This is a genomic window from Parasphingorhabdus sp. NYA22 (assembly GCF_976973735.1).
The window spans coordinates 2176434-2197607 of record NZ_OZ333477.1; the positions used below are offsets into that span (position 1 = coordinate 2176434).

19 protein-coding genes are annotated in these 21174 nt (G+C 54.0%); 5 read left to right on the forward strand and 14 right to left on the reverse strand.

The window, feature by feature from the left end; genetic code table 11:
* The first annotated feature begins 64 nt into the window (after positions 1 to 64).
* Both ACWFTY_RS10490 and ACWFTY_RS10495 read left to right on the forward strand, forming a co-directional pair.
* Positions 65 to 1453 (forward strand): M28 family peptidase, encoded by a 1389-nt coding sequence (locus tag ACWFTY_RS10490; RefSeq protein WP_447524173.1) that lies wholly within the window; start codon positions 65 to 67, stop codon positions 1451 to 1453.
* Complete coding sequence (locus ACWFTY_RS10495) at positions 1450 to 1704, forward strand: hypothetical protein (RefSeq protein WP_447524174.1); 255 nt, start codon at positions 1450 to 1452, stop codon at positions 1702 to 1704. The genes ACWFTY_RS10490 and ACWFTY_RS10495 overlap by 4 nt, the downstream gene beginning before the upstream one ends.
* Positions 1705 to 1747: 43 nt before the next feature.
* Here ACWFTY_RS10495 and ACWFTY_RS10500 read toward each other — a convergent pair whose 3' ends face one another.
* From ACWFTY_RS10500 to ACWFTY_RS10515, 4 genes are all read right to left on the reverse strand, one after another.
* Positions 1748 to 3151, reverse strand: coding sequence for a sensor histidine kinase (locus ACWFTY_RS10500; RefSeq protein ID WP_447524175.1), 1404 nt, complete (start codon positions 3149 to 3151; stop codon positions 1748 to 1750).
* The gene (locus ACWFTY_RS10505; protein WP_447524176.1) at positions 3148 to 3867 is read right to left on the reverse strand and encodes a response regulator; all 720 of its coding nucleotides are present in this window, start codon (positions 3865 to 3867) and stop codon (positions 3148 to 3150) included. Before ACWFTY_RS10505 ends, ACWFTY_RS10500 begins: the two co-directional genes overlap by 4 nt.
* A 106-nt stretch (positions 3868 to 3973) precedes the next feature.
* Positions 3974 to 4603: a hypothetical protein gene (locus ACWFTY_RS10510; RefSeq protein ID WP_447524177.1), complete on the reverse strand. Its 630-nt coding sequence runs from the start codon at positions 4601 to 4603 to the stop codon at positions 3974 to 3976.
* 209 nt (positions 4604 to 4812) lie between these two features.
* Complete coding sequence (locus ACWFTY_RS10515) at positions 4813 to 5499, reverse strand: hypothetical protein (RefSeq protein ID WP_447524178.1); 687 nt, start codon at positions 5497 to 5499, stop codon at positions 4813 to 4815.
* A 268-nt stretch (positions 5500 to 5767) separates the two neighbouring features.
* Here ACWFTY_RS10515 and ACWFTY_RS10520 point away from each other — a divergent pair, with 268 nt between their 5' ends.
* The gene (locus ACWFTY_RS10520; RefSeq protein WP_447524179.1) at positions 5768 to 6172 is read left to right on the forward strand and encodes a response regulator; all 405 of its coding nucleotides are present in this window, start codon (positions 5768 to 5770) and stop codon (positions 6170 to 6172) included.
* A gap of 19 nt (positions 6173 to 6191) precedes the next feature.
* On the opposite strand, the gene ACWFTY_RS10525 is transcribed toward ACWFTY_RS10520, so the two are convergent.
* The gene (locus ACWFTY_RS10525; RefSeq protein WP_447524180.1) at positions 6192 to 7268 is read right to left on the reverse strand and encodes a sensor histidine kinase; all 1077 of its coding nucleotides are present in this window, start codon (positions 7266 to 7268) and stop codon (positions 6192 to 6194) included.
* Between the two features lie 301 nt (positions 7269 to 7569).
* Between ACWFTY_RS10525 and ACWFTY_RS10530 the strand changes: the two genes are divergently transcribed.
* Positions 7570 to 9153 (forward strand): FAD/NAD(P)-binding protein, encoded by a 1584-nt coding sequence (locus ACWFTY_RS10530; RefSeq protein ID WP_447524181.1) that lies wholly within the window; start codon positions 7570 to 7572, stop codon positions 9151 to 9153.
* 599 nt (positions 9154 to 9752) lie between these two features.
* Positions 9753 to 10712, forward strand: a complete 960-nt coding sequence (locus ACWFTY_RS10535; RefSeq protein ID WP_447524182.1) for a hypothetical protein — start codon at positions 9753 to 9755, stop codon at positions 10710 to 10712.
* A 160-nt stretch (positions 10713 to 10872) separates the two neighbouring features.
* Here ACWFTY_RS10535 and ACWFTY_RS10540 read toward each other — a convergent pair whose 3' ends face one another.
* The 9 genes from ACWFTY_RS10540 to ACWFTY_RS10580 form a co-directional block, all read right to left on the reverse strand.
* A complete protein-coding gene (locus ACWFTY_RS10540; RefSeq protein ID WP_056422467.1) occupies positions 10873 to 11271 on the reverse strand; it encodes a VOC family protein in 399 nt (132 codons plus the stop codon).
* Positions 11272 to 11480: 209 nt separating this feature from the next.
* Positions 11481 to 13673 carry a plasmid recombination protein gene (locus tag ACWFTY_RS10545; RefSeq protein WP_447524183.1) on the reverse strand — a complete coding sequence of 731 codons (2193 nt, stop codon included), beginning with the start codon at positions 13671 to 13673 and terminating at the stop codon, positions 11481 to 11483.
* A gap of 185 nt (positions 13674 to 13858) precedes the next feature.
* Positions 13859 to 14482: a hypothetical protein gene (locus tag ACWFTY_RS10550; RefSeq protein WP_447524184.1), complete on the reverse strand. Its 624-nt coding sequence runs from the start codon at positions 14480 to 14482 to the stop codon at positions 13859 to 13861.
* 96 nt (positions 14483 to 14578) lie between these two features.
* The gene (locus tag ACWFTY_RS10555) at positions 14579 to 15358 is read right to left on the reverse strand and encodes a hypothetical protein (protein WP_447524185.1); all 780 of its coding nucleotides are present in this window, start codon (positions 15356 to 15358) and stop codon (positions 14579 to 14581) included.
* A 79-nt stretch (positions 15359 to 15437) separates the two neighbouring features.
* Positions 15438 to 16979, reverse strand: a complete 1542-nt coding sequence (gene tnpC, locus ACWFTY_RS10560; RefSeq protein ID WP_447524186.1) for an IS66 family transposase — start codon at positions 16977 to 16979, stop codon at positions 15438 to 15440.
* Between the two features lie 54 nt (positions 16980 to 17033).
* Positions 17034 to 17381 carry an IS66 family insertion sequence element accessory protein TnpB gene (gene tnpB / locus ACWFTY_RS10565; RefSeq protein ID WP_447524187.1) on the reverse strand — a complete coding sequence of 116 codons (348 nt, stop codon included), beginning with the start codon at positions 17379 to 17381 and terminating at the stop codon, positions 17034 to 17036.
* Positions 17378 to 17785, reverse strand: coding sequence for an IS66-like element accessory protein TnpA (gene tnpA, locus ACWFTY_RS10570; protein WP_447524188.1), 408 nt, complete (start codon positions 17783 to 17785; stop codon positions 17378 to 17380). Before tnpA ends, tnpB begins: the two co-directional genes overlap by 4 nt.
* Before the next feature lie 245 nt (positions 17786 to 18030).
* Complete coding sequence (locus tag ACWFTY_RS10575; protein WP_447524189.1) at positions 18031 to 18315, reverse strand: hypothetical protein; 285 nt, start codon at positions 18313 to 18315, stop codon at positions 18031 to 18033.
* Between the two features lie 309 nt (positions 18316 to 18624).
* Positions 18625 to 20880, reverse strand: coding sequence for an ATP-binding protein (locus ACWFTY_RS10580; RefSeq protein WP_447524190.1), 2256 nt, complete (start codon positions 20878 to 20880; stop codon positions 18625 to 18627).
* Between the last annotated feature and the right edge of the window lie 294 nt (positions 20881 to 21174).

The window sequence follows — 21174 nt, forward strand, 5'->3', positions numbered from 1 at the left end:
CCTGTCGCAAGGGACCATTGGTCAGGCTATTGGCAAACGGCAAAAGGCGGGTTAGTCAGCGTCCATGAGAAAAATATCCACCCTGCTCGCTGGCGCGTCCGCGCTGTTTCTGTCCACCGCCGCTCTGGCCGACAATCATGATCCGATGATGCTGCAGGCCAAAGCGCTGCAGGATGATGTCGCTTATGACATTATTGAAGGACTGACCACCGAAGTGGGGCCACGGCAGGCAGGCACGGAAGCCGAAGCGCGTGCGCGGGACTGGGCGGTTGCCAGGCTGAAGGCGCTCGGTTTCGACAATGTCCGCAACGAGCTGTTCATGATGCCGACCTGGGTGCGCGGCGATGAAACGGCGGCGGTGGTCGCGCCTTATCCGCAGAAGCTGTTTGTGACCGCACTCGGCAATAGTGCCAGCACAGGCGACAAGGGGATTACGGCCGAGGTCGCCTATTTCGACTCTCTCGAGGCGCTGAAGGCGGTTCCCGATGGCAGTCTGGCCGGCAAGATCGCCTTTGTAACTCACAATATGCACCGGACGCAGGATGGCTCCAGCTATAGCGCGTTCGGTCCGGTTCGCTGGTTTGGACCTTCGATTGCTTCGCAAAAAGGTGCGGCGGCCTATGTCATCAAGTCGATCGGAACCGATTATCACCGCAATCCCCACACCGGCAGCACCGGTTTTGGCGAAGGCGTCAAGCCGATCCCGGCGGGTGCTTTGTCCCTGCCCGATGCCGATAATCTCGAACGGATGGTCAAGCTGGCGCGCAAATTGGGCAAGCCGGTGACGATGAATCTGGTGCTGACGCCGATGAATATCGGTCAGCAGGAATCGGGTAATGTTATCGCCGAAGTGGTCGGGCGTGACCCGAATCTGCCGATGATATTGATCGCCTGCCATCTCGACAGCTGGGACCTGGCCACTGGCGCATTTGATGATGCTGCCGGTTGCGGGATCATTGCCGCCGCTGCGAAGAATATCAAGGACCACGGCCAGCCGCTGCGCACTATCAGGTTGCTGTGGGCTGGCGCGGAGGAAGTCGGCATCTGGGGCGGCAAGGCTTATCGCGATGCCCATCGTGACAAGAAACACGCCATCGCCATGGAATCGGATTTTGGCGCGGACAATGTCTGGCGGGTGGAATATACTCTGCCCGATGGCGCAAAGCAGGTGGAAGATGCAATTTCGTCCAGCCTGCTTAACCTCGGCATTGGTCGCTCTGCCGGTATGGCCGGTGGTGGCGCCGATGTCGGTCCGATCATCAGCGACGGCAATCTCGCGATCATCGATTTGCAGCAGGACGGCAGCCGCTATTTCGATCTGCACCACACGCCGGATGATACGCTGGACAAAATCGACCCGGAACAATTGCGGCAGAATGTCGCGGCCTGGAGCACGGTGCTTTCGATCATAGCGAATAGCGATGCGGACTTCACCATGCCGGCAAAACAATGAGAGCGCTCCCGCTTCTCGGTCTGAGTGCCCTGCTGCTGGCCGCTTGTTCCGAAACGCCGGTCGAGGAAAAGGGCGACGAAGCGATTGCCGAAATGGAAGCGGATATCGAGCAGGACGCGCGCTCGCTCGAAGAAGCGGCTGACGAGGCGGCGAAGGTGATGGCCGAGGATATTGACGCCGAACTGGCCGCTGATGGCATTGCCGATCCGGCTGCGATTTCGGAAACTACTTCGGAGACTAAGGCAAACTAGCCATTAGATCGCTGCGCCAGTCGTGTGGCGATTTGCGGCCCGATCAGCCAACCGGCAAAATTAATGTGGCGCGCAATCCGCCATTTTCCCGGTTCTTCAGGATGATATCACCGCCATGGTCGCGGGCAATGGCGCGGGCTAGCGTCAGCCCCAGACCGGACCCGCCGGTGGCGCGATTGCGCGATGCATCTCCGCGCAGAAACGGCTCGAACATCGCAGCGATCTTTCCCTCGGGGATCCCTGGTCCGTCATCATCCACATGAATCAACAGGCTGCTACCGGACTTTTCCACAGATATATCCGCAGCCTTGCCATAGAGGGTCGCATTGCCGATCAAATTGCGTAGCGCCCGCCGGACCAGAGTCTCGCGAACCGTGGCAATCTGCTTGTCTCCACGCTGATAGCGGACGTCCTGACCGAGATCGGTAAACTCGTCGACGACGGTTTCGATTAACGAGCGGATGTCGACCGGATCAGACTGTTCGGTCGAGCGCCCCAGCCGGGCAAGCGACAATATATCCTCGAGCATGCTGTTCATGTCTTCGATGCCCGCGACCATCCGTTCGCGCTCGGCCTCGTCCTCGACGCTTTCGACGCGCACCCGCAGCGCCGCCAGCGGTGTCCGCAGATCATGACCGATGGCGCCCAGCATGACGTCTTTCTCTTCGATCATCCTTGTGACGCGACCGCTCATGTCATTGAATGCCCGGATCAGTTCCCTAGTGTCGGGTGGCCCCTGCTCTTCCAGCGCTTTGGTCGTGCCGGGCTGGAAAGACTGTGCTCCGGCGGTGAGCGATTTGAGCGGGCGCGAAATATAGCGCCCGAGCAGAATCAGCGGGATCAGCATCAGCAGATAGATGGTGAATGTCTGGAATAGCAGGGTCCGGACCAGCAAGGGTGTGCGCTCTCGTACAGCCGAAGCGATGCTCACCCACTGGCCGTCGGCCTGCTGCGCCGAAATGATCACGAAACCCTTGGTCTCCGGGGTATTTTGGTCACCGCCCATCGACCGGTTGATAGGATCGTTACGCCACTCGCCGCGATTGGCACCAATCACATAGCCAGTCATATCGGTCGTCAGATCGCGGATTGAAGTCGCACGAATATCCGAAAATCCGATGCCCATATTGGCAAAGGCCTGACCGGCGCGCGCTTCCAGCTCCGGTAACCGCCGCATATCGTCGCCAACTGCACTTTCAGGGCTAAATTTAAGCTGCCCCCACCGTCGGGACCGTTTGCCACCGCGGCGCGAGGCCGAGCGATCATTAGTCGTCCGTTCGAAACCATAGGCAATGCGGGCGACCGCAGATGTCGACGCTTCGACCAGATTCTGGTTCTGGGCTCCGCGATAGAGGAGGAAGCTGTTGATACCCTGCGCCAGCAGCAGAATTAGCGCGACGACCAGCAGCAGCTGGCCGACCAGGCTGTTAGGCCATAGACGTTTCACAGGGATTTAACCTCTCCGGCCAGCACATAGCCGCCGCCCCACACGGTCTTGATAATTTCCGGATTTTTCGGATCGCTCTCGATTTTGCGCCGAAGCCGGCTTATCTGGTTGTCAACGGCGCGGTCGAACGCATGGGCCTCGCGGCCTTGGGTGATGTCGAGCAACTGGTCGCGGTTGAGCACTTTGCCGGCACGGGACACCAGCGCCAGCAGCATCTGATATTCACCGGTGGAGAGCGAGATATTGACGCCATCGGCATCGATCAGGCTGCGCTTGTCGCATTTGAGCGTCCAGCCGGAAAACTGGTAAGCGCCGCCGGTGGTGCCGTTCTGGCTGGTTCCACCCTTGTCGGCGCGACGCAGGACGACCTTGATCCGCGCAACCAGTTCGCGCGGGCTGAATGGCTTAGTGATATAGTCGTCGGCACCGAGTTCAAGGCCGATGATCCGCTCGGTTTCCTCGGTCTTGGCGCTGATGAAAATGACCGGGATATCGGTCTTGTCGGTGACAAAGCGGCACAGGCTGAGGCCGTCTTCGCCGGGCATCATGATGTCGAGCAGGATGATGTCGAAATCATAGGCGTTGAGCAGTGACCGAGCGACGCTGGCGTCGCTTGCCTGCTGCACTTTATAGCCCTGCTTGATCAGATATTCGGCCAATGGCTCGCGCAATGATGCTTCGTCATCGACCAGCAATATGTGAGTCTTGTTCGTCATCGGATCGCCCTATCACAGGATCTTGAAAAAGGAACGGACCGCCAGCCAATTGGGGGAGAAGGGGGAGATGGCTGACGATCCGTTCGCGAAAAGAGTGGTTCAGGGATTAACCGCCTCTTTTATTCCGTTCGCCACGCTGGCCTTTGTGGGCAGCCTGACGCTCTTCCTTGGTGAGCTTGCCGTCCTTGTTGGCATCGGCTGCGTCGAAACGGGCCAGCGCTGCTGTGGTAAATTCGGCCTTGCTGATCTTCTGATCACCATTGGTGTCGGCATTGCGCATCATTGCCATACCGCCGCCACGTTTGTCGCCTTTGCCGCGCATGCCTTTGCCGCCGCGCTTGCCCTTCATGGACTGGGCTTCTTCCTGGCTGAGCTTGCCGTTGCCGTCCTTGTCGGCGCGGGCAAATTTGGCAGCCTTGCGTTCAGCACGAGCCGATTCCATTTCGGCCTCGCTCAATTCGCCATCGCCGTTGGTATCGGCCTTGGCAAAGCGTTCACCGCGTTTCGATGAACGGTCAGCGCGTTTCGCTTCACGATCTTCCTTGGAGAGATAGCCATCGCTATTCACATCCATCTTGGCAAAGCGGGTGTTCAGCGACGCTGTCATTTCAGCGCGGCTTATGGCGCCGTCTGCATTGGTATCAGCCCGCATGCCGCGGTCACCGGGTGCGGCAACGGCGATTCCGCCAGCCATCAAAAGTGCGGTAGCGCTCGAGATCAAAATTGCTTTTTTCATAATATGTTCCTCATGTTCCTGTTCAGGGAAACGGTTTATCGTTCCGCCATGAATGTTGTTCTAATAGCAACTTGTCGCTGAACTTTGTCAGAACAGACGAAAATTGTCGCAATTTGTAACAATTGGCGGAAACGGTTCATATCCACGACAGATTGCAGCCACGAATGGCGCAAAATTAGCGTGGAAGTGAAGCGGAGCGATACCCCGGGTCAGGAATCCATGATGGTGTAACGGGCTGCACCGGGCAGCTTGCACATGGTCTTCGAGACTTTCAGCTCCTCGCCGTCAACGATCACGATATCGGCGAGCACCATGCACGGCGTGCCGTTGGGCAATGCATTCTTCGACGAGACTGTCGAGCTTCCCGAGACATTTTCGCGGACAGTGCTCTGCCATTCGACCTTCTTGCCGATCTCCCCGCCCTCGGTAGCGACCTGCGTGGCTTCCGCAGCCTGTTCTTGTTCTTCGGGATAGAGCCGGCACGAGGCTGCCTGTGACAGATTGTTGGCGCTATCGACAAGAAAATCGCCGACCAGCGGTATTTTTCTGGTCATGCTCGCCATCCGGTCGGCCATGCCGAACAGGCCTTTGCGCGTTGGCCTGGCTTCCGTCCCGTCCAGCTTTCCCTGTCCGTTCCCGCACAATGTATCGAAAGAACTGGCACCGGTCGGCGCGGCGGCGGCGCTCTGCGGATCTGCGGCGGTGACGGCTTTATCCCCGGATTCTGCCGCGACATCCTGGTCTTCGCTAGCCGTTGCTTCATCGCTTAGCTCTTCCTTGGATTTGCCACCAAAGAAACTGCCGAATTGCGCCGACGCCGGCATTGGCGTTAGAATCACACCCATGCTGGTCGCTATAATCACCAGTTTAGCCCGCTTCAAAACCTCAATATTCATCAAACTCCCTCTCGGCCTGAACCTTAGCCTTGTCAGAAAGCGAAGCAAATGGATTAGGGCCGCATCATGACTCCGGAACAGATTTTACAAAGCGTGATCGGAAAAAATACCGGATTGGTGAACGGCTTCTGTATCAATCCCGTCCGCAGTGATTATCGACGATTGATTTTGTCCAAACGTTTGAAATATGCAGTATTTGATCATTTCCGGGAACCAGATTCGCGGTTCTCGCGTTAAGGATGCAAATACAATTTAGCGGACCATTATTATGACCCCTCAGATTATGATCGTGGAAGATGAGTTTCTCATCGCCATGGAGTTGGAACAAATTGTCGGTAACTTGGGATATGACTGTATCGGCGTAGCCGATGACACGGAATCCGCCCTGAAGCTGGTTGCAAAAAAGCCCGGCATTGCTCTTGTCGACGTCAATCTCAGCGATGGTCCGACCGGACCGATCATCGGAGCGCGTCTGGCCAACGATTTCGGGGTAAAGGTCGTTTTTATCACCGCCAACCCCAGGCTGTTGGGAGACGGTGTCGAGGGAACGCTGGGCGCGGTTACCAAACCCGTCGAGATCGAAGTACTGAAGGATGTACTGAATTATCTGGTAGATGTTTCGAACGACAAGGACGATGTCGAGCCGCCGCCACGAATGAAGCTTTTCGACTGACGCAAGACAAGCCCGCGTTCTAGCTGCCCGACAACCGGGACGCCTGAACCTCCATATTTATCTGCAAACCGGTTGGCAGCCACATTCTGTCAAGCTTGCCACCAAGTTGCTGCGTAACCGACATTTCGACAAGCTTGGAGCCAAATCCTGACTCGGTCGGCGGGCTCGTGATCGGAGCGCCTCCTTTTTCCGACCACTTGAAGACCACCATGTCCTGATCGCGTGATATGGCCAGCTCTACCTGGCCTTCATCGGCGGCCAGTGCGCCATATTTCATCGAATTGGTCGCCAGTTCATGAAAAACAAGGGCAATAGGCGTTGCCGCCCGATCACTCACCGCGATATCACCTCCGGAAATCAGCAACCTGTTGTCCGAAAAAGCCGGATAGGATGCAAATATCTCGGACAGCAGGCGCTGCATCGTGACGTCGCCCATTTCTGCCTGCTCGTTGTCATTATGCGGCCGGACATATTCATGCGCACGCCCGAGAGCAGCTATCCGTCCCTTCAGCGTTTCCGCCGGCTCACGGAAATTCTCGTCCCCGCGCGCGGTCATGCTGATCAGGCCTGAGATGATCGCGAAAATATTCTTGATACGATGGCTCAGTTCCTGACTGAGCATCTCGTTATGGCTCGCCGTCTGCTTCGCGTCTTCGATATCGGTACATGTGCCGATCCATCGCTGGATTTTCTGGTCCGGCCCGATGATCGGCAGCGCCCGCCCCAAAACCCAGCGATATTGGCCGGAGCGATGGCGAAGCCGATATTCGACTTCATAGGGCTCACCGGTTTCCAGACTATGCGTCCATCTTTTCCAGGCTTCCGGCTGATCCTCGGGATGGAACATGTCGGCCCAGGCCTCGCCATCGGTTGATCCGGCGGGCGCTCCGGTAAATTCATACCAGCGGGCATTATAATAATCATGATCGCCGTCGGGCAATGTCGACCAGACCATCTGCGGCATCGTGTCGGCCAGCGCATGGAATGCATCGCCACTCTGTTGCAACGCTCCACGTTCTAGCAATCGGGAGTCATTTGCCTGTCGGTCTTTAAACTCGTTCAACCTGAAATTCTTGATCTGGCTACGGGTCGGCATAATCAGCTTCCACTGTTTGTTGAGACTGAAGCTCAGGTGATATAACAATTCGGGGTACGGCGGCGTAGCCGGGCAATTTAGTCTATTTTCAGAAAATGTAACCAAAACTTTTCGAGTGTATGAAAATTTTTGACTGCTCCTCGTTCGAGGCCGTTCAACACGGATAACCGATCACGCAACGGATTATCCTGTGCAGCGTTGGGAGATAATAAATACTGTTTTCGTGACATATCGGCGTTGACCGCTATTTTCGGTAGGTCGTAACCAACCTGCGCTTTGCCCGGATGGAAAGGATTGTTTCGTGCGTGAGATTGGAATCGTGGGAAGCGGCCCGATGGCGATTTATCTGCTGAAGTATCTTGCTGCCAGCGATGAACCGCTTGCCATCAGCATCTTTGAAGCCTCGTCGACTGCCGGGACCGGCATGCCCTATGACCCTGCCCTCAACGCCGATTACATGCTTTGCAACGCGTTCAGTCGCGAAATCCCGGCACCGGTTCGGCCTCTGGTCGACTGGCTGAAGGACCGTCCGGCCCGCGAGCTCGGCGACTGGGAGTTGTCGGCGCATGACCTGACGGCCCGGGCTTTTTATCCGCGCGTGCTGATCGGTGAATATCTTCATTCACAATTTGGCGATCTATGTAAGAATGCGCGTGCTGCCGGGCACAAGATCAACGTGCTGACGAAATGCCGCGTGACCGATATTGAGGTCGCAGACGGGACGAAGGCTACGGTTCACTGTGAGTCCGGGCAGTCTGCCAAAACCATAGCATTTGACGAAGTCGTGATCGCATCGGGTCACAGCTGGCCGGACGTTCCCGAAATTGACGACGTAAAGCTGGTCTCGCCCTGGCCCTATACCAATATCACCGGGCTGGATCAGGACGATATCGGCGTCCTTGGATCCTCGCTGTCGGCGATCGATATCGTCGTGGCCATCGGCCATGCGCGGGGCGAATTTGCGGAAAGCGGCGACCGGATCAGCTGGTTGCCGAATGATGTGGATGACGCGCTAAAGATCACGATGGTGTCGCATATGGGGATCATGCCGGAGGGTGATTTCTATTATCCATTTCCCTACGAGCCGCTGACCTGCCTCACACAGGAGGCCATTGACGAGGAGATCGCCCGCGGGCCGGATGGACTGCTCGATCGCGTATTCGCGCTGCTCTGCGATGAACTGGATGCCGCCGATCCGGACCATCTGGCCGGCCTGCCTGAAACCGCACGGACTGTAGAGGGATTTGCATCGGCCTATTTCTCCCGTCGGCGCGAGCTTGGCGGGCTGCGTTCGGTAAAGCGGGATCTGGCTGGAGCGCGCGAGACGATGCGGCGCAAGGAGACCATCCCCCATCGCTATGCCCTGCTCCGCGGTCACGAAGCGTTCGACCGGATATTACGCGAACTGACGGAAGCGGATTATGCGCGTTTTCTCGACCATCTCATGCCTGTTTTTGCCGATTGCTATGCGGCAGTTCCGCATCTTTCTCTGGCGCGGGTCATTGCGCTTCATGATGCCGGTGTGCTCGAGCTTGTGGCGACCGAAGAAGGTGCTGAATTTTCGCAGACGGAAAATGGCGATATTGCGGTGGAGACCGAAGATGGCACCGCCAGATTTGACGTCATGGTGGATGCGCGCGGACAGGCTCCGGCAAGTCTGACGGAATTACCATTCCCGGGACTGGTAGAGGCCCTGCGCGCGCCCGACGAGCCACTGTTACAGCCGTTTGCGCTGGACTTCGCCACGGATAAAGCAAGCCGGATCCATTGCCTGGCGCTGCCGCAAATATTGGAACGTTATCCGTTTTCGCAGGGACTGGTGGAATGTTCCCGCCACGCACGGCGTGTCGCTGAAGATATATTGGGTGATCGGGCGGATGGCTGAAGAAAATTCTGTGCGGACTGGCGTGAACTGATCTTGGTGATGGAGCGGGTGAAGGGATTCTGCTCCACATTCCCAAAACTCTGTAAGCCGCACAAAACCTAGGTTTATATGAGTTCGAAATCTATATGTATCCTGCTATGTGAGAAGGTCAAGGACCAATTTATATTGCGGCTTACAAAGGGCCAAACTTGTTTGCTGAACACTTTCACAAGCCTAACCAGAACCGCACAGTCCGCAATTGGCCCAACTACAGTCGGCCCGAAATGCGCCCAATTGTCGTCATTCCCAAGGTCGACGCACGTTCCTGAAAGCTGCCATTGCCTGAAGTCAATGCGGTCAAATCATAATGTCCGAAACTGGGTGGGAAGCTGACGTAGGCGTGAGCGGAATTGTGCGACAGTAATCATACTTCTCCTTGCGGAACGGTAGTTAACACATCGAATTTTCGGCAGACTGATTTTTTAAAATGCCTAATCGCCTGTTTGGCCGATTAGCAGCGCTTTGAATCGTAAGAATTTGTTCGCCTTTGCAATCCATATACAGCCAAGAACTTTCGGCGACGTTTGCACAGGCGGCCAAACGCAAATTAAAGAGGCAGGATGACGCAAGATTTCGAAATTGAGGTGTCGGCTAGCCGTGATCGCTCTCAATGGTTTTGGGCAGCAACTCTTACTGTTTTTTTCGCGATGCATGCTGCGCTCATAATAATCGGTGCATCAATCTTTGTTTTGCCAATTATCTTTTTTCTTACCGGTTTCCATTTTGCTAGAAAATCTTGGTCAGTTGCCACTTCACTTTTTCTCGCGGCGTGTTTCATGGTTTTTGTGCATGTAATCGTGCCTTTACCCAGCCAAGTAATCGCGCATTATCGAATGCAGACTTACGCGCTGCATCCGGTGGGTGAACATAGCATTGTATCGAACCCTATTAAGGTAAAAGGGAATGTCAGCGTTGAATGGCACGATTCTACTGTGTCCGGTAAAACTCGATTCCAGCGAGGCGTCAGCTGTGATAATTTCTGCAAGACTCTGCTCTACCAAAACGACGTTGTCACAGTCACTATGGCCAACATTGAGCCTTTATCGGATACGGAATTGCGACGGGGCGAGGCTGGTCGCATCATTACGTCAGCAACGTATCGAAGAAGGGCTGAGGTCGATTGTCAAACGATCACTCATCCCAATCGCGTTGAGTTCCTCAACAGAACTTCTTGGGAGTCACTCCGAAACCGATGTTACGAGCTGTCGAAAAAAGTATCGAACTCTGACTATTTAATCCGTCATGGTTTATGGTCGATCAATCAGCCAGTGACTGCACACGGACAGCCGATTGATTTGAGGGCAGCTCGCGAGGGCAACGAGTTCGTTGCAGAGTTTGAAGAGGTTCGCGGACCGTCCGGCCAACTCGACTATCGTAGATACTGCACTGAACTTTATCCTATCGCGCCGATCCTGTTTTTCCGTCAAACGCACTACGTTGGGGAGGGCCTAGGCTTTGAGCTTAAACGTGAAAAGGTGGCCACAGAGTGGTATTGCGGGAATTTCGAAGCTCTGTTTTGATCTCAATCCCTTTTTGTCGGCTTCTGGGGCGTTTGCAGACCAGCCGCTTCCATTTCCCATCTAATCCCTTCGAATGGCAACAAGTGGGTGGAAAGCGGTCATTCGCGGGATCGCATGATCGAGGTCCGCTAGGTTTAGAAGCAGACCCGTGCCTGACGGATCAGGCAGGAAAATGAATTCCGCACAGTTTGTTGCCATCGGGATCACGAAAATAGGCCAGTTCGATGGTGCCCATGGAGGCAGTTTCGCGCGGTCCTGGCGGAGCTTCGATCGAGGTTCCGCCAGCGGCAACGGCGGTATCGTGAAGCTGCTTAACCTGCTCGGGCGAGTCGCAGGAAAAGGCGACTGTGCTGCCGTTGGCGACGCTTGCCGGTTCGTCGTTGATCGGCTGGCTGACGATGAAGTTGGTTCCGTTGCCGTTATTGTAGATCAGACGGGTATGGCCGCTGTCGGCGATGTTCCGCGTCCCTTCCCCTGCACCCAAGGTGCCGAGCACCGTGTCGTAGAAGCGCTTGGATCGTTCAATGTCGTTCGATCCGACCATGGTGTGAAAAAGCATGCATACTCTCCTTAAGGCTGATCGACTTCCGATCGCCATTAGCGGTCTCACCTAACAGGCACGTAACCCGCAGTCACCCCCGGCCCTCGGAATGTCCGCTATTGGGGCGTTAGCGGTCATCGCGGTGTTCAACGGCTCAATGTTCGCTTGCCATCGATAATTTTCCACGAGCACCTGTCGGCGATACTGTCATCACCGCGCAGACCCTCTCAATATCCTTTCCTCTGTCCATCTGACGACAGCTGATGGAGCATTCTCTGAACGGCAATCGGGTCTTCCTTCCGCTGTTCTTCAATTTTCGGCGCCAGTTCCGGATGGAGCGCCGCCAATTTTTTGCGAGATACCTGAAGATCCATCGCATCCGTATCCGTCTGCTTCACGACATTATCCAGCGTCTCTAGCCCATCAACTATATCCGGCAGCCAAGTAGGTAGTTCGAAAGTTTGATAAATTCTCCGCTGAAGCATTTTATCATTATTTAGAGGCGTCATCAACACCATGTCATGTCTCAACCTCAACGATACACGGCCGGAGACTGCATCGTTAAGCAGCTGCTCAGCCAAATCGGCTGCGCTCCGTTCCTTGTCGAAGCTTTTTCGCTCCAAACTATGCTGTTCTCGATCTCCATCCAACTTTTGGCGTTCATCGCTCAGCTCACGCTTCTGGGCTTCAAGTTCCGTTTTGCGGGAATTCAAACTTGCAACTTCAACGCGTAACGCCTTGGTATGTTCTACAATGAGCGTATTATTGGCTTCCAATCCTGAAAGCTCATTCGCTAGATTATCACGTTTTTCCTGGAGATCCTCCACTTCTCGTTGGGAAACTTGAATGCCGGCATTGACTGCATTCAAGCTGGTCTTTGCGCTTTTCCACTGGTTTTCGGCGTTCTCAGCTATTTTCTGAGCGGATTTGGCGTGACTGATATTCTGCTGCACCGACTGCTCAGCAATTTTTGTAATTTCCTCAGCCGCCGCGAGTTTATCCTCTGCCTTTCTGACCAACGGTTCAATTCTCCGTTCCTCGGAAATGAGCCTATTTTCTCTATCGGTTAAAGCCACCTCTTTGCGGCGCAGTGCATTCATTGTCTTTCGAACCCGAATGATCATCGCTTTCAGCCTCGCCTTTCTCGCAAGATCTTTCATAAAGTTCAAAAAGATGGCTTTTAGGGGCTCTGACCATTCGGCATTTAAGGCCTTGTGATAGATCCGCTTACTATCGCTGTCGGCGTTTGGAGCGAGAGATTCTATTCCTGACGTCATTTTTTTAGGTTTTGTGATTGGGATTTGGCTGACCCAGATCAGTTGCTGCTCAAATATTCCCAGTTTTTCTTTTTGGGTTTCAAGCCTAGCGATTTCTGAGCGCAGTTTATTTTCGCGATCAGCAATATTTTGGATATTGGCTTGGATATTTTGGGATTGGCGATCAATATCCTGCTGTTGGATTTGTATAGAATTAGAACGCTCTTCCACTTTTTTCTCGTGTATTTCGCACATAAATTCGCGGTTTTTAAGTGTCTCTTCGCGGTTTGCTAATCCCGTCTCGCGGGCATCGAGTTCAACCTCCCGGTCCGTAATTGCTTCCTCTCTTTTGATCAGAGCCTTCAGTCTAGCATCGACGTCACGTTCCTCGTGACGGAAGTTGTATATTTGATCACGGAGCTTGTCTTCTTCATGAGCTAAAAAAGCCTGATCGCCCGCAAGCGATTCCTGCCACGCTTCCAATTCGCGTTCTTTTTGTCTCAGTTCTTTTGCATACTGCTTCAGTGGTCCGTGCTTGATGCCCTGGCCAAGGGTGATTTTTCCTCGCTCGAGGCCAAGATGGGCGACAAAGGAATGATACCGGGTCTGGAGTTTAGACAAATTTTCTGGTTCGCCTCCCAATATTTCATCATAAGATAAGCGCCATATCTTAGGCGCGTTGGCTTCTTCGAGTTGCCGTTTGGCGATGCTTTCTGCCTTGATTGGTTTTGCACCGCATTTCTTTACAGCTCGATAATATATGGGCAATGCGACCGCCTGAATGTGCGGCGTACTTTCGTCCGTGTGGTACGAAATAGAAATCAGACCTTTGCCAAATTTCTCGTGCAAGAATTTTTCGGTAGATTCGATCCACTCCTTTTTATGCAAATTGGAAGCCTGTGCCCACCACTCAGGAGAAGCTGACAGCAAAATTTCAACGGCAATTATCTGGTTCTTCTTAAATTTCACCTCCAGTTTTTTAAGAAGCGATTTAGCGCGCTGATCGAATGGACCGGTCAGTCGTAGCCGCTCCACTGGTGGGGCTGCCCCTGGAACGGTTGCTGCCGGGATAGCCCTAGTGTTGTGCTGCCCGACGGCCCGAAGGTCCGCAAAAGTTTTGATCTTCTCCACCCGAAGGATGGCATAATGTTTTTTTATCGTCATAATGTTTTCCGCTCGCATTACGCGTTCGGTCCCTGAGATTAATTAGCTTTAAACACTCACTCCGGGCTAATACTTCGAATTAGCCCCGTTCGCCGGCGTTGGAATACACGCCGTTGAATGCCCCTTCGCCTTCCGGCACGGGGCAGTGCTTGCCGAAACGGCAAGCACTGCCGGCGTTGATGAATTCAATCATCATCGCCGCCATAGTTTCCAGAAGGGGAGCTTCCGTGCGGATCATCCGCATTCGGTCCCTGCGTTATGCCGCCCTCAACAGGGGCGACGCTTAGTGACCGAGGAAGCTTAGGAGCACTGGTTTCGAGCAGTCTTTCCTCGAGCAGAAGTGTAGCAGGCTGTGCCTGCTCTGCCTCGTTTGTTTCACGGCACTCGTCAGTTAGGGCAGCCGGCGGGCTTTCGATGTCATCATCATCCAGAAATCTGGCCTTACATTCTGATACGATTTGCATTGTTTGAGCATCATATTCCTCGACGCCTTTGAAGTCGTAATCGACAATATCCCATTTGCCAGCTTCGTCGTTCTCCCAGGGAGAATAGAATTGATCCAAATTCCGCGCCGGAAACTCGTCGCTTGAAAAGGTTTCAGGCATCAACAAATTGTCTGACATTTCAGCAAATCTATCGTCGATCGTCGCCTCAGCTTGTTCAGCGAACCTATGCAGCGCTTCAATTTTCGACATCGGAGCCATGCTGATGTCGTCAGAATCCGGGAAGTGAGCTTGCAATGTTCCAAACTGATCCATCAGCTCGACTTTCTTTGTCTCGCCATATGGGAGTGTTTTTTTGTTAGTCATGAGTTTTCTCCTGCACGAACATAAATTCGCGCTATCTTGATTGAATTGGCTATAGGTGGCCCACAGACCTCAAAAATTTGATGCAGGCCACAGAGGCTATTGCTCAGTCGGGGCCTGGTCATGTGCTAATGAGCCCGGCGCATCTCGAGCAGCAGCATCAGGATCAATATTTGGCTCAGCATCATTCAGCGCTGGCTCCGTTTCATCAGAAACGGCCTGTGTTAAACCCGCATCCGGGACTTGTTCAGCGACCGTCCGAGAAGTTTCTGCGCCAACTTGATCGTCGAGTTCAGCTGCTTCAGCGGATTGAAGTCCAATACCGGATTGCGGCGTGCTTAAATGTTTCTCGAGTATCTCGCTCAGCTGTCTGTTACGCGCCGCAAGCCTTTCGTTTTCACCGCTCAACCTTGCATTCTGTGCCGTCAGTTCGTCATTTGCATCTCTTGTCGCTTGCAGATCGCTTTCTGCGTCTGTCAGCAGTTCGATCATCTCGTCCGACGAATGCTCGATCGCGTCCCGCTTTCGGGACATTGCAGTGATTTTCAATTCCGCAGAATTATTCAATTCTGTGTATGCCGTTCCCAGAGCGCTGGTGATTAAGTCGCGATGCTCCTGGTGCTGGTTATCAAGCAGTTTGAATATTGGTTCGATAACTGAAGGAGGCGCGGCAACGGCAGCTCCAGCATTTAAGGCGCTGGTCTGTTCTTGCCATTGTCTGAAGTTTTTATAGAGCTGCCCGTTCGGCTTATCCATGCCCAGCGATTTTGCTACGTCGTAGCCTGTGATATCATACGGCCCGCAGTTCTTGGCGGCCACCATTTGGTCGGCCGCATTGAATACTTCTGTTTGATTTTTCCAATGAGTTTGCTTTTTCATTTCTATTCGCCTGAAACGGCGAGGCGCTGAAAAACCCTAAGGTGCGGCAACTGCGTAAGCGAGAGCTGGGGGCCGCGTATTATGCGGCTTGACGGTTCCGTTTGTTATTGTCTGTCCAGTTCCATGGCATGAGTTCGTCCCAACGGGAAGCGGGCCAATCGGATGCGATTTTTTCAATAACATCGGTAATATAGGCTTGGGGTTCTACGCCATTGAGTTTGCAGGTTTCGATAACCGAGTAGATAGCGGCAGCGCGTGTTCCTCCGGCCTTGGATCCGGTAAATAGCCAATTTTTTCTGCCTATCGCTATGGAACGGATGGAGCGTTCTGCAATGTTATTATCCATCTCGGCTATGCCTTCACCGAGATAGCGCGTGAGCGCATCCCAGCGTTTGCGGCCATAGGTTAGCGCCTTGGCCATGCTTGATTTGGGCGACAGACGGCGCAAGGCATCGTCGATCACGCTGTGCAGCGTCTCGATTTGCGGTTTGCTATGTTCTTGGCGCTGCTGACGGCGGATATCGGGTGGCTGACCGCGAACATCGTCCTCGATCCGGTATAGTCCTGCAATCCGTTCCAGCAGGTCGGTGGTGAGCGGCGTCGGACTTGCTTGATGGTTCTCGAATATCTTGCGCCGGAAGTGCGCCCAGCAGGCGACCTCGCGTATCCGGCCATCCTGATAGAGCTTATCGTAACCAGCATAGCCATCGGCCTGCAGCAAACCTGTAAATGTCTTAAGCTCGGTCTGCGGATGGATACCGCTGCGATCAAGGGTAAACTTGTACCAGACCAATGCCGGACCGGTAGAGCCGGATGCGCGGTCATCGACAACATGGGTCCACAGCCTCGCTTGTGCCGTTTTACCCTTGCCGGGTACCAGCATCGGGACCGGCGTATCGTCGGTATGGATCTTTGCGGCCTTTAAGCCTTCTTCGCGGATACGGCTAACGATAGGATCGAGCAGACTGGCGGCTTGGCCAGCCCAACTGGCCAGCGTCGAACGGTCGATGTCCACACCTTGCGCCGCCATCATCTCGGACTGACGGTAGAGCGGTAGATGATGATCGAACTTGTTCACGACGACATGGGCAAGGGTGGCGAAGCTGGCTTTACCCCGGGCAATGGCTTTGGCAGGCGCATGGGCCTGCACAATCTTCTCGCAGGAACGGCAGCTATATTTGGGACGGATGGTACGGATAACGCGCCATTGCACCGGCAGTACATCAAGTATCTCGTCGCTGTCTTCGCTAAGCGGGCGAAGGGTGCCGCCGCAATCAGGACAATTACAGGCACCTGTCTCCGGTTCAATGCGGCGTTCATCGCGTGGCAGATGATCAGGCAAAGCGCGAACGGGCGATGGCCGTCCGGCTTTTACGATCGGCTCAGGCGCCCGGGCATCGGAAATCGCAGCTTCACTCTCCAGCTCTTCGAGCGTCAGTTCCAGTTGCTCGATCTGCTGCGACAGCTTCTCCGACGACTGGCCAAAGGTCATACGGCGCAGCTTGTCCAGTTGTAACCGCAGCGTCTCGATCAGCGTGTCACGGGCCGCCAAAGCAGCTTCCAGCTCGGCGATCCGGGCGTCTTTATCGGGGTAAGAATGAGCGGTATCTGACACCGCCATTTAATAGCCGAGTGGCTCATGGATTACCAGTAAAACCCGCCCAAATATGCCGTTTTATCCCGCCAGAAGCGGAACGGCCGTGCGTTCAGGTCTACGCCAGTCAATGCCTTCGAGAAGCATGGAAAGCTGGGCAGAAGAGAGGTGCACTTTGCCGGTCCTGGTCACCGGCCAGACGAAACGGCCACGATCCATCCGTTTGGAAAACAGGCACATCCCTTGGCCGTCATACCACAGCAGCTTGACCAGATCACCGCGCTTGCCACGAAAGGCGAACAGCGCCCCTGAATGCGGGTTCTTCTGCAATACTTGCTGCGCCAGTACCGCCAGACCATTAAAACCCTTGCGCATGTCGGTCGCACCGCAAGCTAGGTAAATGCGCGTCGAAGGAGATGGCGGGATCATCGGGAAAGCACCGCGAGCACCCGTGTCAGCGCATCGGCATCGACCGCCGCGTCCACCGTCAGTCTTATCCTTGTCGGCAGGTCTATCCTGATCAGACTAGGCTGTGCAGGATTTACCGCCGCTCGGTCGCTTGGGCCAGTATCCAGCGAGACTTCGGCAAAAGCAGGTGCGGCAAGCGCTCGGCCTGACGGGTTCATGCCACCTAACTGACCGTTCACCGCCAGACGCCGCCATGTGTATAGCTGGCCACTGCCAATCCGGTGACGCTCGCAAGTCTGGCCAACCGATCCTTCCGGACCAAATGCATCTGCCAGCATCGCCAGCTTCTGCTCGGCTGTCCAGCGCCGACGGCCGCCGACAATCTCTACACGGCCAAGACTAGAACCACTCATATGAGTGGTCATATGACTAATCGTATGACTGCTCGCTGATCCCGAACCCATGTCGTCCATAATCGCCGCTCCCAAATAAGCAGCCTTCAACCCTTAAATGCCATAACGCGCAAGGCGGCCTACAGCTCTCGCTTACGCAACTGCGGCAACTGCGGTAACGCACTTGACGCAGTTGTGGCGGGTTTCAGAACGCTCTCGCATAATCAATGGTGTCCAAGCGCAACCACGCTCAAACAGGTTATCGATAATGCGAAATTTTAGGGAGCGGTCCAGGCAGCTGGTGGATTGGCAATCAGCCGAACAGAATTCTGCTGCAAAACGATCCATTTTAACAAGGGATCTTTTGCTTGTTCCGAAGTCAGTTGGTCAGCATTCCCTCCGCTGAAAATGGAGATTGCTGCAAAACGTCCGTATACCCACAATGGCAGTGGGAACATTATTTCAGCGACATAGGCAAGCAGGCGGCCGATGTTGATCGGAACCATCTCCGATTTTTCACAACTCGAAAGTTGTTCGCCTTTATCAAGATCACTGTCAGCCATATCGGTATGGTATTATTTTTTGAATAATATTTCAATTGGTTAGTTTCAAATAACTTTCATGAATTTTTCTGTCCCAATTAGAAACAGTCTGACCAATCGGTTAATAATGGTGCTTCTCCCGTCGACAGTTGGGCCGTTGGCGGACCGGCGGGTTTCACAGTCGGATCAGCAATAGCTACCGTTTGCAGCTAACTCTTAATCAGTGGGTCCTAGGTTCAAGCTCTCGTGCGTCCACCATTCTTTTCAAACGGTTCTTCGATTATTTCGGTCAGGCTGGAATCCATTTTGTGCGCTTTTTGTGAGGGGTGATCACTGACCGTCTGTGGAATGGGCAATGCCTTCATCCGCTGCCGCGGCAGTTTCAGCGGCTGCTTCACCGTCCTCAATTACCTCTTCCGGCTCGTATGGAGTAGGAACCTTTGGCGGATGGTCAGCTCTAAAAGCCGGGCGAAACTTTTCCGCGTCGTTCAACCTCACTAATACGGGATTCTCACAAGACGAACTCTTACCAAAAATTACCGCCTGTCGCGACTGCAGTGAAGGCAGAACGCTTGCGTAGTCCGAGCCTATGTAATTGCCCAAGAAGTCCTTTCCTGTGTCGTCAAACGTCCGCATTGCGAAGATCGAGTTGCACTGATTGAGAATCGTCTTTGTGACGTTTGCTGTGCGCTGGGTGATCAGTAGGCAACCTAAGCCAAACTTTCGTCCTTGAAGGATTGCCCGAGCGCTAGTCGATGTCGCAAGACGATCACCTTCTTGGGCAACAGAATTCCACTCAGGAACGAGCGAGTGAGCTTCTTCATAGACAAGACAAAGGCGAGCGTTCTCGGTCATGCCGAGTTCCTGACAGACGAACAACGCAGCATCCGAAAAGACGGCGGTTATCTCCGAAGCAGTGAGGGGCATAAGCTCGGATTCCCCCTTGCTCATAAACGAAGGTTGCTTCGTGACCCGAAACTGAGCCGGATTTACAATACGCAGAAAGTGATCGTCGTCCCCTGACATGAATTGGCGCAGCTGCTTGATGACAGCCTTCTTAAATTCGTGTTTTGACCCTCCCAGGACTCGATTTTGATGAGCCTTGCCGCCCTTTCCTGCCTCCATCAGTTCCTGCCGCTTGGCTTCTTCAAATGGTTCGTCGAGAAAGTCAGCTAGCATCAGCTGATATTGATTTGTGAGGTCGAGGCACAGAACCTTCACACCCTCACTGATCATTCTTTCCACGAGTTCGATAGCAAGGTAGCTCTTGCCCACGCCCAAAATGCCCAGAATCGCCGTGTTGTGCGTTACTGCCGAGGTGACATCGAATCGCACCCCATAGGGAGTATCTGGAAAGTGTCCGATTGTTGATGGGTCAAATTCTTGATCCTGCGCCTCTAACAGGAAGACCGGCGCGTTCATCTTCGGCAACCAAGAAACAGGGATGAATTTTCCGTTCCCTTCATTCCACGCCCCGATCTTTCGGGCCTTCGCGCGAGCATATCCATACTTGTTCTTCTGCTGAACAACTTCTTCCCGAGTAACCCCATCGATCACCTGATAAATGACATTGCGCTCGTCGCCGATGCGAGCTTCTACGAGGCAACCTTCCGAAAGGCCTGACTCATCGACCACTTCGAACTCCATGTATTCGATACTCGTGTCGCTATCGACGATTCCGCAGAGCCTCTCGATTCGCTTAATCGCTGCGATCTGCTCCGCTTCCTCTGGCTCGAGATGCACGGAGTAGGCCGTGCCTGCCTCTACTGAGGCCGGTATTTGCGCTCTAGCGGCAATGGATGCAGGTAGCTTACCAGTGACGGCACGTAAGAGGTTGCCTTCGTCTCGGCCTACATAGTTGAGCGCAACAGCCAACAAAGGTGGACCATGCTGATCCGATACGACCATCGGCGTTCCACGAGCAACTGGGTTGGCGTCAGCTTGTCTTATGAGCACCATGCCGGGTGACTGATGAGCGGCAACCGTTCCGATGACGTTTTCCGTCGCTATGGGCTTAGGCAGCTTCCCAACCCACCCGAAGAAATCCAGCACAACTTCAAACGGCCTAATTACGGTGATCACGATGAGTGCGACGAGGATCGTAATCGCTTCCACCGCATTATCTCGATGAAACAGCCAGACCGCAGAAAGGATCAAGAACCCAAAGATTACATTGGGTCGACCCAGCCCCTTCATGGCCCGGTCAATTGCTTGGACCAGTCTCGTCTGTTGTGTGCCCTGAGCGCGACGGACGACAATTACTGCAATTGATCCGAGCGCGACGATGACAGCGTAACTCGTAATCACACCAACGACGATGGCATCATCAGTCCACGGCTTCACTTCTGGAAATACTGGAAGGATTACCAAAAGAGCGACAAACCCGTTTGCGGCTGTGTCCGCAGGAGCCACGAAGTAAGGATTAAGTAGGCGACTGCCGAACAGCAGACTCGCGATTCCGCCATAAAGCCAGATGGACTTCTCGCCCGGCGTTAGTCCGCTCGAAATACACCAATGCTGTATCCCAAGAAGCACCGCGAGATATAGCAGCAGAGCAAGTGTTCTGTTTTTTGCCTCTGAGGTCATCTGACACCTATATTGCAAGGCATGTTTATAGGAAGCAATAAAATGCTTCTACGATTAAACACCCCTGTGATTTAGTTGGTCAACCTGCTTGCGCTCGTAGGCATGATTTTTCGTATATGCTCCTCAATGGCATCCAGATCAAAGCTTGGTGCACGAAATGCCAAACGACATTCAAGGTCGACCTTGTGGCTCTCATCATGGTCAAAGGCCCGGACTATTCATTAGTTGGCAAGCATCCACCGTGCCGAATTTATGATTGTGACGGCCGATGCAATTTTTTGGTATCGTCTGACA